Source organism: Methylobacterium goesingense, from assembly GCF_022179225.1.
GTDB lineage: Bacteria > Pseudomonadota > Alphaproteobacteria > Rhizobiales > Beijerinckiaceae > Methylobacterium > Methylobacterium goesingense.
In genome coordinates, this window is record NZ_BPQL01000065.1 from 25112 (window position 1) to 39929 (window position 14818).

The 14818-nt window shown below is 71.0% G+C and carries 16 protein-coding genes; 7 read left to right on the top strand and 9 right to left on the bottom strand.

All coding sequences use genetic code 11. The features are described 5' to 3' along the window. Positions 1–74: 74 nt before the first annotated feature. From MFF30_RS12280 to sfnG, 5 genes are all read right to left on the bottom strand, one after another. The gene (locus tag MFF30_RS12280) at positions 75–236 is read right to left on the bottom strand and encodes a hypothetical protein (RefSeq protein WP_238279705.1); all 162 of its coding nucleotides are present in this window, start codon (positions 234–236) and stop codon (positions 75–77) included. A 170-nt stretch (positions 237–406) separates the two neighbouring features. Continuing rightward, on the bottom strand, positions 407–2248 hold the full coding sequence (locus MFF30_RS12285; protein WP_238279706.1) for a hypothetical protein: 1842 nt from the start codon (positions 2246–2248) through the stop codon (positions 407–409). Positions 2249–2452: 204 nt separating this feature from the next. Beyond that, positions 2453–2761 carry a hypothetical protein gene (locus MFF30_RS12290; protein WP_238279707.1) on the bottom strand — a complete coding sequence of 103 codons (309 nt, stop codon included), beginning with the start codon at positions 2759–2761 and terminating at the stop codon, positions 2453–2455. A gap of 211 nt (positions 2762–2972) precedes the next feature. Next, complete coding sequence (locus MFF30_RS12295; protein WP_238279708.1) at positions 2973–4250, bottom strand: SfnB family sulfur acquisition oxidoreductase; 1278 nt, start codon at positions 4248–4250, stop codon at positions 2973–2975. A gap of 46 nt (positions 4251–4296) precedes the next feature. Beyond that, positions 4297–5412, bottom strand: coding sequence for a dimethylsulfone monooxygenase SfnG (gene sfnG, locus MFF30_RS12300; RefSeq protein ID WP_238279709.1), 1116 nt, complete (start codon positions 5410–5412; stop codon positions 4297–4299). Positions 5413–6037: 625 nt separating this feature from the next. Between sfnG and MFF30_RS12305 the strand changes: the two genes are divergently transcribed. Further along, positions 6038–6472: a response regulator gene (locus MFF30_RS12305; RefSeq protein WP_238279710.1), complete on the top strand. Its 435-nt coding sequence runs from the start codon at positions 6038–6040 to the stop codon at positions 6470–6472. A gap of 315 nt (positions 6473–6787) precedes the next feature. Continuing rightward, a complete protein-coding gene (locus MFF30_RS12310; protein ID WP_238279711.1) occupies positions 6788–7195 on the top strand; it encodes a phospholipase A2 family protein in 408 nt (135 codons plus the stop codon). Between the two features lie 97 nt (positions 7196–7292). On the opposite strand, the gene MFF30_RS12315 is transcribed toward MFF30_RS12310, so the two are convergent. Then, entirely contained in the window at positions 7293–8090 is a 798-nt protein-coding gene (locus tag MFF30_RS12315; RefSeq protein ID WP_238279712.1) for a lytic murein transglycosylase, read from the bottom strand. Positions 8091–8389: 299 nt separating this feature from the next. Here MFF30_RS12315 and MFF30_RS12320 point away from each other — a divergent pair, with 299 nt between their 5' ends. Further along, on the top strand, positions 8390–8527 hold the full coding sequence (locus MFF30_RS12320; protein ID WP_238279713.1) for a hypothetical protein: 138 nt from the start codon (positions 8390–8392) through the stop codon (positions 8525–8527). Between the two features lie 49 nt (positions 8528–8576). On the opposite strand, the gene MFF30_RS12325 is transcribed toward MFF30_RS12320, so the two are convergent. Further along, complete coding sequence (locus MFF30_RS12325; RefSeq protein ID WP_238279714.1) at positions 8577–8807, bottom strand: hypothetical protein; 231 nt, start codon at positions 8805–8807, stop codon at positions 8577–8579. 235 nt (positions 8808–9042) lie between these two features. Here MFF30_RS12325 and MFF30_RS12330 point away from each other — a divergent pair, with 235 nt between their 5' ends. Together MFF30_RS12330 and MFF30_RS12335 are read left to right on the top strand one after the other, a co-directional pair. After that, positions 9043–10323, top strand: a complete 1281-nt coding sequence (locus MFF30_RS12330; protein WP_238279715.1) for a lytic murein transglycosylase — start codon at positions 9043–9045, stop codon at positions 10321–10323. 40 nt (positions 10324–10363) lie between these two features. Then, positions 10364–10831, top strand: a complete 468-nt coding sequence (locus MFF30_RS12335) for an MEKHLA domain-containing protein (protein ID WP_238279716.1) — start codon at positions 10364–10366, stop codon at positions 10829–10831. Between the two features lie 25 nt (positions 10832–10856). On the opposite strand, the gene MFF30_RS12340 is transcribed toward MFF30_RS12335, so the two are convergent. Beyond that, on the bottom strand, positions 10857–11780 hold the full coding sequence (locus tag MFF30_RS12340) for a LysR family transcriptional regulator (RefSeq protein ID WP_238279717.1): 924 nt from the start codon (positions 11778–11780) through the stop codon (positions 10857–10859). Between the two features lie 173 nt (positions 11781–11953). Here MFF30_RS12340 and leuC point away from each other — a divergent pair, with 173 nt between their 5' ends. Together leuC and leuD are read left to right on the top strand one after the other, a co-directional pair. Then, entirely contained in the window at positions 11954–13402 is a 1449-nt protein-coding gene (leuC, locus tag MFF30_RS12345; protein WP_238279718.1) for a 3-isopropylmalate dehydratase large subunit, read from the top strand. A gap of 2 nt (positions 13403–13404) precedes the next feature. Beyond that, positions 13405–14013: a 3-isopropylmalate dehydratase small subunit gene (leuD, locus tag MFF30_RS12350; protein ID WP_238279719.1), complete on the top strand. Its 609-nt coding sequence runs from the start codon at positions 13405–13407 to the stop codon at positions 14011–14013. An 18-nt stretch (positions 14014–14031) separates the two neighbouring features. Here leuD and MFF30_RS12355 read toward each other — a convergent pair. After that, positions 14032–14818, bottom strand: a 787-nt coding sequence (locus tag MFF30_RS12355) for a branched-chain amino acid aminotransferase (protein ID WP_238279720.1), incomplete at its 5' end; no start/stop codon positions are given.

A 14818-nucleotide genomic window follows, 5' to 3' on the forward strand; every position in this document is an offset into this window, starting at 1 on the left:
GCCAGGGGGAGATTCCGTACCAAGCCCAGCTCACCCATGCTGGCCAACCCCGCTGAGGAGGCCGCGACCGCCCGTCAGCGAGGATCGGAGACCGTCTCGCGGCGCAACGCGGCGCGTCCGGCGCGCAGGTCGGCCACCATGGCGCGCACCATCCCGCCCACGGTCAGCACGGAGAAGGCGCCGATAGCCACCACGAGGGCGGCTCCCACCAGCATCTTGGCGGTCTCGATATCCACGGTTCCGATTCCCGGGTTCAAATCTGCTTCGCCGCGTGCCGCGACGGGAACGATCACTCCGAGGTGGGCCTTCGGCCCGGGCCCGAGTAGTCCCGCTTGGCGTAAAGCTGCCATGCGCCGGTCGGCTCACGGGCGGGCTCGCGCGGGCCGGATCGCCGTGGAGACCTGCGTCACGCGCCCGGTCCCTGCCCGGCAAGGCGAACGCGCCAAGCGGCGAGCGGCGTCCCGGCGAGCGGCAGGCGTTCGAGCCACGGGGCCGTCGCCGTGCCCTCCGCCAGCCGGCGGGCGAACGAAGCCATCGCGGGGTCCTTGCTCGTCGTGCCGGGAGCGCAGACCACGAGATAGGTGGCCCCGGAGGTGGCGAGCGTCCGCTTCAGGGTCGCCTCGTCGCCGGAGAGCCCTTCGACCGCGGCGATCAGCCCCGTGATCGCGCGGTGATACGGGGCTGCCACGACGCCATGATGGCTGTGCAGCAGGATCGACGGGCCCAGATCCTGGTCGGCCAGGATGAGGCCGGACGGAAGTATGTCGAGGGCGGCCAGGGACCGGTCCGTGCCGCAACCCGGTCCGGCCGGCGCCGGGGCCGCGCTCTCCGGCGCGCTCCCGCTGAAGGGCGCGTGGAGCAGCATCCAGACCTGCGCGATCAGCAGGCAGGCCAGGCTCGCGGTCGCGATGCGTCGCCATGCGGGAGCGGGGCCGCGCAGCAGCGTGACCGTGTGGCTGAAGAGGGGGCCGGCGACCGGTGGAATGAAGGCTGCGGCCATGTAGAGGCTGCGGAACTGGAACTGGGCCAGCACGAAGCCGGAGAGAAGGAACGCGGCGGTCAGGGCTGCGGCGCGCCGGACCTCCGGGCGACCGCGCAGGGCCGCGTGCGCCGCCACCAGCCCGGCCAGAAGCAGGGGCCCGTAGCAGGCGAGCGCGACGTCCGGAAGCGTTGCCAGGAGGCTGCGCGAGGATTGCATTTCCCGAACGCGGTCGAGCCACTCCGTCCGGACGAACGCCGGCAGGCCCTGGAAGGGCCCCGACAGGCAGCGCGGGGCGAAGGACACGAAGACAGCCACCACGACGACACCGCACGCGGTCGCGAAACCGGCGCGGCGAAGCGGCGTGCCGAGCCGTGCGGCAAGGACAGTGGCGCCCGATGCGACGGCCGCCGACCCCACGGTCAGCCAGAGCCACGGCGGTGAGAGCGCGTCGCATTGCGTCGTCGCCCACAGGGCCGGGTTGGTCTGGATCAGGAACAGGCCGAGGCTTGCGCCCGCCAGGGTCAGGGTGAACGCCCGAAACGCCGGAAGGCTCGTTCGTCCCGCAACGATCCAGCCGCCCAACACGAAGAGACCGCCGATCACGATCACGGGCAGCGCTTCCAGGCCGACCGCCAGGGAGGCCGCCGTGGCGAGACCGCCGACGACGGCTGCGCGGACGCTGCGCCCGGACTCGGCGAGGGCGCATCCGAGGAGGAGGACGAGCAGCACCTGGACGTTGTGGTGGTCGATCCGTCCGAAGGCGAAGAGTGTCCCGAGCCCCGCGACCTGGGTGGCGGCGAAGAGGGACAGCAGGGCCGGGCGAACGCCGAAGCGGGAACGGACGGCGCGGTAGACGATGAGGAGATAGACCGCGAAGAGGGTCGGCGGCCAGAGAGCCACCACGAGCCCCTCCGCCATCGGGCGGCCGAGCCAGGGCGTGGCAAGGCCGATCAGACCGGCCAGGGGCGCATCGACGAGGCGGGACCAGTGCATGCTGGCGCCCCCTGGCGGCATCAGCCGGTGCTGGACCATGTCGAACCAGCCCTGCCCCGCCAGGAGGTCGCGGATCTGGACGAGGCGCATGGCGTCGTCGGAATCAGGCAGGCGCAGGTGCTCCACCGCCGCGCGAAAGTCGGCGAGGGGATAGAGGGTGTAGAGGCCCAACACCACGAGCAGCCACAGGATCGCGGGATTGTCGAAGGCCGAACGGTCGGCGGAGGAGGATTCGGCGCAGGACGGCGCTGGAAGACGGTAGGTTGCTCTCACTGATCCGTCCGTCCGGCCGTGTCATCCGCTCCGGGCCCCGACGATAACGGGTGGCCGGAGCCGGTACTGTTTCAGCGGCGGGTTAACGGACCATCGAAGGGCCGGACGTCCGTTGCGATCGCGGCGCGTATTCTCGATCGGGATGGAGGCCGTCGAACCCGGGGATGCGGTGATTGTCCGAGCCGGGACGACGCAGGGGTGGCCTCACGCCGAGATGTCGATCAGCTGCCCCTTCGGACCCTCGTTGGAGACCATCTTCCTGATGCTGTCCTTGATCTGGTCCTCGATCTTCTGACGCGCGTCCTGTGGCAGCGCGCCGAGCTGCTCCTCCGTGAGGTCCATGCTCTTCAGGATGCCCGCGCGCATCCGATCCATCGGGGACATCTTCGCGTATTTGAGGAAGTCGCCCTGGGTATCGACCGAGGCCTGGCTGTCGGAGGCCTTCGCCGTGGCGATGCCCGCCGGCCGGGTGACAGGCCCGTTGCCGAACAGGCTGGCGCTGGAAATGGTCATCGGGGTCGCTCGCGTGATCCTGCCTCCTTCGGGCAAGAAGGGCGCCATCCGGGGTCGCGGATTTTATCCTTATTTATCAGTTTCTTGTGGGATCCTCCGGCGGTCGCGGAGAGGCATGATCTGCCGGGTCGCGACAATTCGTGCCGGGCCGCAGGCCAAACCCGGAGGCCGCACGGGGGGCGCCCTCGCCCCCCCCCGTGCGATCTCCCCGTCAGCTCCAGGCGTGGAAGGGCGGGTTCACGCCGTTGAGGGCATGGTTGCCGATGATCGCGTATTTCCAGCGCACGGGATCGTGGAGCGTGTGGGTGCGGGCGTTGCGCCAATGGCGGTCGAGGTTGTGCTCGGCGAGCGTCGCGCGGGTGCCGGCGAGCTCGAACAGGGTGTTGGTGGTGCTGAGCGCCACCTCGGTGGTGAGCACCTTGGCTTCCGCCACCGCCAGCTGCGCGGCCGCCACCGTGTCGGCATCGGGGTCCGCCACGGCGGCGTCGAGGGCGAGGCCGGCCCGGTCGAGCAGGGCTTCGGCCGCGTGCAGGCGGATCGTGAGGTCGCCGACGATGCGGATGGTGTGGGGGTCGTCGGAGGCGCGCTCCAGCCCGCTGTCGATCCAGGGGCGGGACCGGGTGCGCACGAAGTCGATGGTCTCGGCCAGCGCCGCCCGGGCGATGCCCGCATCTACGGCGGCCTGGATGATCTGGAAGATCGCCCCGTCGGCGCTGGGGCGCGCGTAGCCCTTCCAGGCGGGCACCAGATGGGACTTCGGCACCCGCACGCCGTCGATCTGCACGGTGCCGCTCGCGGTGGTGCGCTGGCCGAAGCTCGACCAATCGTCGATCACCGTCAGGCCCGGCGCATTGCGCTCCGCGATGGCGTACCAGGCCCGGCCCTCTCCATCGAGGGCGACGATGGGCACGAGGTGGGCCAGGAGCGCGCCGGTGGCGTAGAACTTGGTGCCCTGCACCACCACGTGGTCGCCGTCCTCCACGAAATGGGTCCGGAAGTCGGCGGCGCGGGGCGTCCCGATCTCCGAGAAGGCGTTGCCGAACCGGGTACCGGCGAGCACGAGCCCGAACAGCAGGGCCTTCTGGGCTTCGTCCGAGACTGTATCGATCGACGCCACGATGCCGAGGTGGTTCTGGGCGATCTGTCCGATGGACGGATCGGCCGCCGATACGATGGCGATGACCTGCGCCAGGGTCCGGTAGGACAGTCCCGGTCCGCCATGAGCCCGTGGCACGTTGATCGACCACAGGCCGCTCTGGGAGAACGCGTCGAGCTCGGCCAGGGGTCGGCGCCCGCTGCGGTCGCGCTCGGAGGCGCCGGCCCGGAACGTGTCCGCCAGGGCGTGGGCGACGCGCAGGGCTTCGGCGGCGTCGCGGATGACGTGGGCTGGCTCGGCGGCGCGCGCTGGGCCGGGCGCCCCGGCGGGCCAGCGCTCGGTGTCGCGCGGGTTCGGGTCGACGGCGATATTGGGGCTGACGGCGATGGTCATGCGGTGTCTCCGGATCGGGGAGGCGGGAAAGCGGAGGCGGCTCGGCTCAGGCCGCCTGCGCTCGCTCGGCGCGCGCCGCTTCCAGGGCGCGGACCCGCGGGATGACGTGCTCGCCGAAATACGCGACCTCCTCCTGGAAGTGCAGGAAGGCGAGGAGGGCCAGATCGACGCCGACGTCCTTCAGCGCCACGATGCGCTCGGCGATCTGGTCCGGTGTTCCGATCAGGTTGGTCTTGAAGCCGTCGTTGTACTGGACAAGGTCCTCGAAGCTGGACTTGGCCCAGTTGCCCTCGCCCTCGGGCGACGCCCTGCCGGCGTTCTTCACCTCGTGCCCGAAGGCTTTCACGGCGTCCGGATCGGCGTTGTCGATGATTTCCTGGAGGACCGCGCGGGCGTCGGCTTCCGTGTCGCGGGCGATCACGAAGGCGTTGACCCCGACCTTGACCGCGTGGCCGTTGGCCCGCGCCTTGGCCTGGATGTCGTCGACCTGGGCCCGGATGCCCTCGGGCGTGTTGCCGTTGGTGAAGTACCAGTCCGAGACCCGGGCCGCCATATCGCGCGCCGCGCGCGACGACCCGCCCTGGAAGATCTCGGGCTGCGGATCGGCGGGCTTGGGCTTCAGAGTGTAGTCGCTGTAGCGGTAGAAATCGCCCCGGAAGGTGAAGTTGTCCTGGGTCCAGATGCCCCGTAGTGCGCGGATGAACTCCTCCGAGCGGCGGTAGCGCTCGTCGTGATCGAGCCACGGCTCGCCGATCGCCCGGAACTCGCCCGAGAACCAGCCCGAGACCACGTTGATGGCGATGCGCCCCTCGGTGAGCTGACTGATCGTGGCGATCTGCTTGGCGGCGAGCGTCGGGTTCCAGGGGCCGGGCAGGAGGGCGGCGATGACCTTCAGCTTCGAGGTGGCGGCCAGCAGCGCGTGACTGAAGGCGACGGATTCGTGCTGGTATTCGGCCCCGTAGCCGGCGGTGAAGCGGATCTGCGTCAGGGCGTAGTCGAACCCGGCCGCTTCCGCGATCTGCGCGAGGCGCCGGTTGTAGGGCGCGTCCCAGCTCGTGCGCTGGGCAATCTTGCTGATGACGAGGCCGCCTGAGACGTTGGGCACCCAGTAGGCGAAGCGGATCGGCTCGTCGCTGTGGCGGTTCGACGGTTGAACGCTCATGATGACACCCACGCATGCGGATCCGGCGCCAAGAATCAGCGCGCGTAGATCCTGAGTTGGAGAACTGAATACAAAACTCAGCGAGAACACGAAGGCATGATGACTGTCGAAGATCTGTGCCTGTGCTCTGCTGGGCCGTTCGATCGACAGCATCGACTGGACGGAGGACGGCGTCAAAGGAACCGAACGGCTTTTTTCGGCTGGAATGGGAAAGCCTGTTCTCCCGTTCGTCGCGATGGCCGAACGATCCGCCTGCGGGCCTTCCCAGGGGTCGGCGGCGCGCGCGACGACGTTCGGAAACGGCTGGCCTCCGGGGCCGTCCGCCTACCCGGGCCGCCTCGTCTTCCAGGCTTGGCACACCCAATACCTGGCCCCCGCCCACGAGCGCGGACGAAATCCAATCAAGATGCAGTCATTGCGGGATCGGCATTCTTTATAGGCACTCCGATGCTGATACGGTGTGCATCTGCCCTAAATTGTCGATCTTGGAAGCTTGCGATCAGAAAAGATATTGCCCGGTGAAACCGGTTGTTTAAGGACGCGTTAACCCGCCGATTTCTACGATCGGACTATCGTCCACTAGAAAGCCGAAGCGTTCGACATCGGTTCACCCAGGAAAATCGCCATGCAGGCCGTGTCCCGCCAACCGCTCGTGGTTCTCCTCGCCGGAGACGAGCTGACCCGCTGCATCACGACGAGTTGCCTGGAAATGTCGGGCTACGACGTCATCGGGGCACGCACCGCCGGGGAGGTCGAAGCCCTCCTTCTCGCCCAGCCCGGCCAGCGCCGGGTCGACGTGCTGGTGACGGATGCCGATGTCCGCGACACGGTGGACGGTCTCTCGCTGGCGGACGTCGCCCGCTGCCTCGATCCGACGGTGGGCGTGGTCTACACCGCGCGCTCCCCCCGCCGGCTCGAGTCCGGCCCGATGGTGCCGGGCGCGCTCTGCCTGCGGACGCCCTATCACGGGCACCAACTCGTCGCCCTGATCGTGGAGATTCTCGCCGCTGCTTCGCGCGCGGGCCTCGCTCTTCCGGCGGATCTCGACCGCGCTGCCTGATTCATAAGACCTGCGCCGCGGATTCGTGACGGCGCGGACCGCCACTTTTTAGGGAACGCGACGGTTTCGATAGCATTGTCTGCTTCGAGGGGCTCAACCGGACGGCGGCGCGGCAAGACTGCGTTCCGCCTCGCCTTCGTGCAGGACACCACGATGATGAATTGCGCGCGCCTGACTGGCTCGGTCGGACCGCCGTGAGCTGACGCGACGGTGCCCCGGTGGCGGCAAGCCGTCGACTGCGGCGATCCCGCGAATCCCGGGCCTTCCGGCCCTATCCGCTCATATCCGACCCGCCCAACCTGCCGGAGATATCCGATGCGGCTGCTGACCTGCGCCCTGCTCCTCGGAGCCCTGACTCTCGACGCCTCGCTCGCCGTTGCCCAGCCCCTCCCGGGCCAGCCCTCCGTGACCGAACCTGCGACCCCGCCGAACCAGACCCCGCGCCCTGCCCTCCTCGTGCACGGGCATTATTGCGGACCCGGCAACGATGGCATGGACGTCGCGCCCGTCGACGCCCTCGACGCCGCCTGCCGCAAGCACGATGCCTGCACGCCGGATGGCGGCCTGCCCAGCTGCGGGTGCAACCGGACCCTCAAGCAGGATGCCGCGCGCCTGGCGGCCAGCCCGCGCGCACCGGAGGACGAGCGGATCATGGCCGGCCTTGTGGCTCGGGCCACCGACCTCATGCTCTGCACCGACGACATGGCCGCCGTCGCTCCGTGATCGTCCCGCCGGGGGCAGCCCGCGTGCCCCCGGTTCCTCGCCTGTGTTTCCTCGCCTATGTTTCTTGGTATGTTTCCTGGCCGTCGGTTCTTGGCGATTATTGCCCGTCGATGCGCTGGCCGAGGAGCGCGATCGCGCGCTGGTAGACCGAGGCGGCGTTCCAGCCCTGGATCGCGGCGAAGTTCGGCTCGCCCGGCTGGTATCCGGCGCCCGCGCGCCAGCCATGGCCCTTGAGGAAGTTCGCCGTGGAATTCAGGGCGTTGCTCGAATTGTCCAGGCTGCCGCCGACGCCGTAGGTCAGGACGTTCTTGGGCAGGAACTGCGTGTGGCCGACCTCGCCGTGGGCCGCGCCCCGGGTGCCCGCGTTCAGCACGCCGCGATCGACCAGGGTGAGCGCGGCATAGAGCTGGTCGGTGAAGTAGGCCGAGCGCCGGCAATCGTAGGCCAGCGTCGCCACCGCCGAGAGGGTGTTCACGTTGCCCGTCACCGCGCCGAAGCCCGTCTCCATGCCCCAAATCGCCAGGAGGGGGCCGGGCGGCACGCCGTAGCGCTGCTCGATCTGGTCGAACAGGGCCGCGTTCTTCGCCTTCAGGGCCCGTCCGCGCGACACGATGGTGTTGCCGCCGCGCTTGGCCAGGAACTGGTCCAGCGACAGCTTGAAGCTCTTCTGGCCGCGATCCGCCGAGATGGTGGCCGTCGAGTAGGTCGTCCCCATCAGCGCCGCGAGGCTCGCGGCACTCGCCCGCCCTCGGGCCTCGTCGGAGAATTCGCGCTTCCAGGACTCGAAGCCGGCGGCGGTGTTGCCGCATTGCGCCGCATCCGCGCGGCCCGCCATGCAGGCGAGCGCCGCGAGGGCCGCCGCGAACCACGGTGCCCGATACCCACTGCCGATCATTCTCAAAACTCCCTCGCGCGCCGCGCCCATCATGGGCTGGCGCACTGCACGAACGCGACCCCTTGGCGGACCAAGGCTATAAACGTTGCGGTGAGTCGAGCCTCTTTGCGGCAATTTTGGTTCTGCTTGAGGCCTGCCCCGTCACTTTGACGAAACCGATGGACCACCGTGTCTTCGTTGCACGCTTCGCGTCCCCATCGCGGCCGGGACAGATGTCGGCCAGCGTTGGCCGGGACGGCGGCCCGCAGCCTGCAGTCCAACCCCGGGACACGTCCGAAATGTCCTGGATCGCAGCAAGCATGTCCCGTTTCAGAACACTCTGTGCCCGGTTGAGCCGGCAGCCGTCATTGTCCCTGATCCTGATCCTGTGCGGGACGGCGCTGCTCCTGTGGGTTCCGATCCTGGTGCTCCGCCACGAGCCGGTCTGGTTCTGGTGAGCGGCGCGTCCCGCGCCGGCTCGGCCGCTCCGATCGACCCGAGGCCGGATCAGCGGATCGGCCGGCGCGCGCGCAGGTAGGCGCCCAGGAGGTAGCCCGCCTGCAGGGCCGCGAGGTGGGCGAAGAGCACCAGGATGCCGGCGAGCGTCAGTTCACCCCGGACCACCCAGGCGACGAGCGAGAGCGCCAGCACCACGCCGGACAGGCCGAAGGCGAACATCACGTGGCTGTAGAGGCCGACGGCGGCACCCCCCAGGAAGAGGATCAGGGCGACCAGCATTGGGGATGTCCTCTCGCGGTCGGGCGTCGCGGCGTTCGGTGCGATGTTCGTGCCTGACGGCTTCTGCCCTCGGCATCCCGCCCCTGGCAACAGGCCCCCCAGTCTCGTCCCGCTCCGGTGCGCGCAAAGGCTCGGTTGACGGGACCGTACCCGATCCCCGACCGTCGCCCGTGTCCGGTCCCTCGCCGCGCGAGGCGTTCGCGCGGCCAAACCGCCGGACGAGAGGACAAGCTGCATGCGGTGTCGCCGTCGAACCCTTCGCCTCGAAGCCGTCCTGCTGAGCCTCGCTCTCGTGGGGCCGGCCATCGGCACGCCGCTGACGCAGACGGATACCCCGGCTCAGACCCCGTCTCCGGTCCCCGTCCCCGCGGCCGGTCCGGAGGCGTCCGCGCCCGCCGATTGCCTCGGCGAAATCGCCCGCGTGGCCCAGGTCCAGGGCGTGCCCGCCGCGATCGCCGCGCGCCTGACGGACCTGCCCGTCGATCCCGAGGTGGTCGCGGCCACGCAGAACCAGGCGGAGTTCGTCAAGCCGATCTGGGCCTATCTCGACGCCAACCTCACCGAGGCGCGCATCGCGGCTGGCCGCGCCAAGCTGGCGGAATGGGCCCCCACCCTCGCGGCGATCGAGGCGCGCTACGGCGTCGACCGTCACATCCTGGTGGCGTTCTGGGGCGTCGAATCCACCTATGGCAGCGTCCTCGACGATCCCGGCATCGTGCGCCCCGTCCTGCGCTCCCTGGCGACGCTGGCCTGCACGCCGACGCCGCGCGCGCCCTACTGGCGCGGCGAGCTGGTGGCCGCGCTCCAGATCCTGGCCCAGGACCGGCCGCCGGCCGAGCCCCTCACCGGCTCCTGGGCCGGCGCCATGGGCCACACCCAGTTCATGCCCACCGTCTATCAGGCCTACGCGGTGGATTTCGACGGCGACGGGCGGCGCGACATCTGGACCTCGGTCCCGGATGCCCTCGCCTCCACGGCCAATTACCTCACGGCCATGGGCTGGCGGCCGGGCGAGCGCTGGGGCAGCGAGGCGCGTCTGAACCCGGGCTTCGACTACGCGCTCGCCGACGAGACCACCGAGCGCAGCTTCGCCGCCTGGCGCGCGCTGGGCGCCACGCCCGTCCAGGCGCCGGCCGACGACGGCGCGGGCGCGGTCCTGATCGTGCCGGCCGGGGCGCGCGGGCCCGCATTCCTGCTCCAGCCGAACTTCCGGATGATCCTGCGCTACAACACCGCCCTGTCCTACGCCCTCACGGTGGCCCATCTGGCGGATCGCCTGCGCGGCGCCCCCGCCTTCGAGCGGGACTGGCCGCGGGGCGACGCGATGCTGAGCGCGGACGCCCTCAAGGGCCTGCAGGCCCGGCTCGCCGAACTCGGGTTCGCGCCGGGCGCCGCGGACGGCAAGCCGGGCCCCCGGACCCGGGCGGCCCTGCGCGCCTTCCAGGCCGCGCGGGGGCTGGTGCCGGACGGCTATGCCGACCCGGCGCTGGTGGAGCGGATCAAGGCCGGACCCTGACGGCCCCGACGATGTCCCGTGCAACGTCTCGCGAGGTGCGATGAGCGACGAACCGCATCCCGGCCCCGGCTTGGCCGGCGATCCCGGCTTCCTCCGGCTCGTGGTGGAGAGCCACCGGGCCGTCGTCGGCGTGCCGCTGGTGCCGGCGCCGCCCGATGCGGCCTGGCTCTACGCGCGGGCCCCCTTCGCCCTCCTCGCCCACGATGGCGGGGCGGATCCCCGCTTCATCTACGCGAACCGGACGGCGCAGGCCTGCTTCGAATATGACTGGGACGCCATCGTCGGGCTGCCCTCGCGCCTCTCCGCCGAGGCGCCGGAGCGGGCCGCGCGCCAGCGCCTCCTCGACGCGGTCGCCCGCGACGGCTTCGCCACCGGGTATCGCGGCGTCCGGATCGCGCGCTCCGGCCGGCGCTTCTGGATCGAGGATGGCGTGGTCTGGCAACTGCGCAGACCGGACGGGTCCGTGGCCGGGCAGGCGGCGGTCTTCGCCGCCTGGCGCGATGCGTGACCGGCGCGCCGTCCTGCCCTGAGCTTCACCCGCCAGAGCCCGCCACCGCCGCCCAGAGACGTTCGGCCGGCGGGCTCTGGCGGGCCCGGGCGCGGTAGAGCCGGATCTCGATGGCGATGTCCCGGTCCGGGGGCGCGGCCCGCACCAGGGTGCCGCGGGCGAGGTCGTCGGCCACGAGGCTCATCGGCGCCCAGGCGAGGCCCCGTCCGTCGCGGGCCATGGCCACCAGCACCGAGGCGAGGTGCGAGGTGAAGCTCGGGGTCAGGCGCGCCGCGCTCCCGTCCAGGCTCCCTTCCAGCGCCCGGGTGGCCGTGAGGATGCGCCCGATCCCGGACTCGGCGCCGAAGCTCAGCAGGGGGACCGGGGCGTCGGCGGTCTCCGATAGGGAAAACAGCGGTCCCGTCCCGCCCGGCGCCGGCGCGCTCACGGGCAGCAACCGGTCGTCGCCGACGGGCAAGCCGCGAAACTGGTCCGACATCAGGAAACTCGCCGCCGCCGGATGGTGGTGGCAGAGCAGGAATTGCGCCTCGCCGCGCAGCATCGCCTGCTCGCAGGCGGCCATGTGCGCCGCCGTGAGGTGGATCGTGGCGCTCAGGGATTCGCGCGCCTCCAGCGTCCGCAGCCAGTGCGGGAAGAAGGTCAGCGACAGGGCCTGGGTCGCGGCGAAGCGCAGGGTCTCGGCGGCGGCCCGCCCGGCCTCGCGGGCGGCTTCGCGCCCCTGGTAGAGCCGCCGCAGGGTCTCCTCCGCCACCGGGCGGAAGCGGATGCCCGCCGGGGTCAGGCTCACGGGCTGGCTGTCACGGTCGAAGAGCGGGCTGCCGACCCAGTCCTCCAGGGCCCGGACCCGCCGGCTGAAGGCCGGCTGGGTGATGCCGCGCTGCTCGGCGGCCCGGGAGAAGTGGCCGCCATCGACGAGGGCCAGGAAGTCCTCCAGCCAGGCGGAATCCATTGCGTCGGTGCTTCCTTCGCCCCGCGGGGCCGGCGGGGCGCAGGATGCGAGGCCCGCGCGCACGGGTCAATCGGCCGGGTTCGGCATCGTCTCATGCCGCAACGGCATTGGCCTCGGCCGGAAATCCGGGCTTTCTGGTCCGCACGCCCCGGCAAAGCCCGAGACCTAGACCGATGCAGGCCCGCACCCTCTACGACAAGCTGGTGGACGCCCACACCGTGCGCCGCCTCGACGACGCCGAAGGCCCCGGAGCCAGCGTCCTCCTCTACATCGACCGCACGGTGCTCAACGAGTACACCAGCCCGCAGGCCTTCAGCGGATTGCGCGCCGCCGGGCGCCGGGTCTGGCGGCCCGAGGCCGCCCTGGCGGTGGTCGACCACGTCAATCCCACGGCGGCCGAGCGCGTCGCCGCCATGCCGGATCCCGGCGGGGCGCGGCAGGTGGCTTATTTCGACGCGAATTGCCGGGATTTCGGGATCGAACTCCTCGACGTGCTGCATCCGCTCCAGGGCATCGAGCACGTGGTCGCTCCCGAGCAGGGTTTCGTCCTGCCCGGCATGATCGTGGCGGCGGGTGACAGCCACACCACCACCTACGGCGCGCTGGGGGCGCTCGGCTTCGGCATCGGCACCTCGGACATCGAGCACTACCTCGCCACCCAGACCCTGGTGTACCGCCGGATGAAGACCCTGCGGGTCACGGTCTCGGGCCTCCTGTCGCCGGGCGTCACCGCCAAGGACGTCGTCATGGCCCTGATCCGCCGGATCGGCGCCGACGGGGCGACGGGCTACGCCGTCGAGTTCGCCGGGCCCGCGGTCGCGGCCATGTCCGTCGAGGGCCGCATGACGATCTGCAACATGGCCGTCGAGTGCGGCGCCCGGGGCGTCGTCATGGCCCCCGACCGGACCGTGCTCGACTACCTCGCCGACAAGCCCCGCGCGCCGAAGGGTGAACTCTGGGCCGCCGCCTGCGCCCATTGGGCGACGCTGCACAGCGACGACGGCGCCGTGTTCGACCGCGAGGTCACCCTCGACGCCACCGCGATCGAGCCGATGGTGACCTGGGGCACCAGCCCCGATCAGGCCGGCCCGGTCGGCGGCCGCGTGCCCGATCCGGCGGCCGAGCCCGATCCGGCCCGGCGCCGGGACATGGTCCGGGCGCTCGCCTACATGGATCTGGCGCCGGGGACGTCCCTCGCCGCCATCCCGATTCAGCGCGCCTTCATCGGCTCCTGCACCAACGCCCGGCTCTCCGATCTGCGCGAGGCCGCCGCCCTGGTGCGCGGCCGGCGGGTCGCGCCCGGGGTCCAGGCCATGGTGGTGCCCGGCTCCTCCAGCGTGCGCCGGGCGGCCGAGGCCGAGGGGCTCGACCGGGTTTTTCGCGATGCCGGCTTCGAATGGCGCCAATCGGGCTGCTCGATGTGTCTCGCCATGAATGACGACGTGCTGGCGCCGGGCGAGCGCTGCGCCTCCAGCACCAACCGCAACTTCGAGGGCCGCCAGGGCGCGGGCGGGCGCACCCACCTGATGAGCCCCGCCATGGTGGCGGCCGCGGCCATCGCCGGCCACCTCACCGACAGTCGTCGCTTTGCGCAAGAAGACCGCTTCCCGCCGGAGACCTGAGCATGCAGCCCTTCACGATCGTCGCGGGCCCGGCCGCCGGCCTGCCCGGCGCCAACATCGACACCGACGTCATCATGCCCAAGCAGTTCCTCAAGGGGATCGACCGCGCGGGCCTGGGCGAGGCCGTCTTCCACGACCTGCGCCATGCCGGCCCCGGACAGATGCGCCCGGACTTCGTGCTGAACCGGCCCGAATGGCGGGAGACGCGCATCCTCGTGGTCGGCCCGAATTTCGGCTGCGGCTCGTCGCGCGAGCACGCGGTCTGGGGCCTGCTCCAGTGCGGCATCCGCGCAGTCGTCGGCACCAGCTTCGCCGGCATCTTCGCCGACAACGCCGCCAATAACGGCCTGCTGCTGATCGAACTGGCGCCCGAAGCCGTCGCCGAACTCGCGGCCCGGGCCGGCGACCCGGCGGGCAACCGCATGACGATCGACCTGCCGGCCCAGACCATCACCACCGCGGACGGCGTGGTGCAGCACTTCGAGATCCCGGCCCGGCGCAAGGATCACCTCGTTCGGGGCCTCGATGCGATCGGCGCCACCCTCGACCACGCGGACGCGATCCAGGCGTTCCAGGCCCGGCACCTCGCGGCCCAGCCCTGGCTCGCCTGAGCCGGACCCGGGGCCGGCTCAGTACACGCGCGTGACCCAGCCGTGGGGATCGGGGGCGTTGCCGCGCTGGATGTCGACCAGCGCCGAGCGCAGGCGCTTCGTCACCGGGCCGGCGACGTTGTCCGAGACCGAGAATTCTCCGTCCGCGCTGCGCACGGTCCCGACCGGGGTGATCACCGCGGCGGTGCCGCAGGCGAAGACCTCGCGCAGGCGTCCGCTCGCGGCATCCGCCTTCCAGTCGTCGATGGAATAGGGCCGCTCGGCGACCGTGAGGCCGTCCGCTTTCGCGAGGGTCAGGATCGAGTCGCGGGTGATACCCGACAGGATGGTGTCGCTCAGCGGCGGGGTGACCATCGAGCCGTCGTCGAACACGAAGAAGATGTTCATGCCGCCGAGTTCCTCGACCCAGCGGCGCTCGATCGCGTCGAGGAACACGACCTGGGCGCAGCCGTGCTCCACGGCCGCGGCTTGCGCGCGCAGACTGGCGGCGTAGTTGCCGCCGCACTTGGCCGCACCGGTGCCGCCGGGGGCCGCGCGGGTCTGGTCCCGCGAGACCCACACCGTCACGGTCTCGGAGCCGCCCTTGAAGTAGGCACCCACCGCCGAGGCGATGACGAGGTAGAGGTATTCCGATGACGGCTTGACCCCGAGGAACACTTCGCTGGCGATCATGAAGGGGCGCAGATAAAGGCTGCCGCCCTCGCTCGACGGGATCCAGTCGCGGTCCGCGCTGACGAGCTGCTTGACCGATTCGACGAAGACGGCATCGGGCAGCGGCGGCATCGCCAGGCGCTCGGCCGAGCGC

Bases quoted from the DNA above. Each gene is read 5' to 3' on its own strand.
- MFF30_RS12290 (WP_238279707.1), bottom strand. From the start codon at position 2,761: ATGACCATTTCCAGCGCCAGCCTGTTCGGCAACGGGCCTGTCACCCGG.
- MFF30_RS12295 (WP_238279708.1), bottom strand. From the start codon at position 4,250: ATGACCATCGCCGTCAGCCCCAATATCGCCGTCGACCCGAACCCGCGC.
- sfnG (WP_238279709.1), bottom strand. From the start codon at position 5,412: ATGAGCGTTCAACCGTCGAACCGCCACAGCGACGAGCCGATCCGCTTC.
- MFF30_RS12305 (WP_238279710.1), top strand. From the start codon at position 6,038: ATGCAGGCCGTGTCCCGCCAACCGCTCGTGGTTCTCCTCGCCGGAGAC.
- MFF30_RS12310 (WP_238279711.1), top strand. From the start codon at position 6,788: ATGCGGCTGCTGACCTGCGCCCTGCTCCTCGGAGCCCTGACTCTCGAC.
- MFF30_RS12315 (WP_238279712.1), bottom strand. From the start codon at position 8,090: ATGATCGGCAGTGGGTATCGGGCACCGTGGTTCGCGGCGGCCCTCGCG.
- MFF30_RS12320 (WP_238279713.1), top strand. From the start codon at position 8,390: ATGTCCCGTTTCAGAACACTCTGTGCCCGGTTGAGCCGGCAGCCGTCA.
- MFF30_RS12325 (WP_238279714.1), bottom strand. From the start codon at position 8,807: ATGCTGGTCGCCCTGATCCTCTTCCTGGGGGGTGCCGCCGTCGGCCTC.
- MFF30_RS12330 (WP_238279715.1), top strand. From the start codon at position 9,043: ATGCGGTGTCGCCGTCGAACCCTTCGCCTCGAAGCCGTCCTGCTGAGC.
- MFF30_RS12335 (WP_238279716.1), top strand. From the start codon at position 10,364: ATGAGCGACGAACCGCATCCCGGCCCCGGCTTGGCCGGCGATCCCGGC.
- MFF30_RS12340 (WP_238279717.1), bottom strand. From the start codon at position 11,780: ATGGATTCCGCCTGGCTGGAGGACTTCCTGGCCCTCGTCGATGGCGGC.
- leuC (WP_238279718.1), top strand. From the start codon at position 11,954: ATGCAGGCCCGCACCCTCTACGACAAGCTGGTGGACGCCCACACCGTG.
- leuD (WP_238279719.1), top strand. From the start codon at position 13,405: ATGCAGCCCTTCACGATCGTCGCGGGCCCGGCCGCCGGCCTGCCCGGC.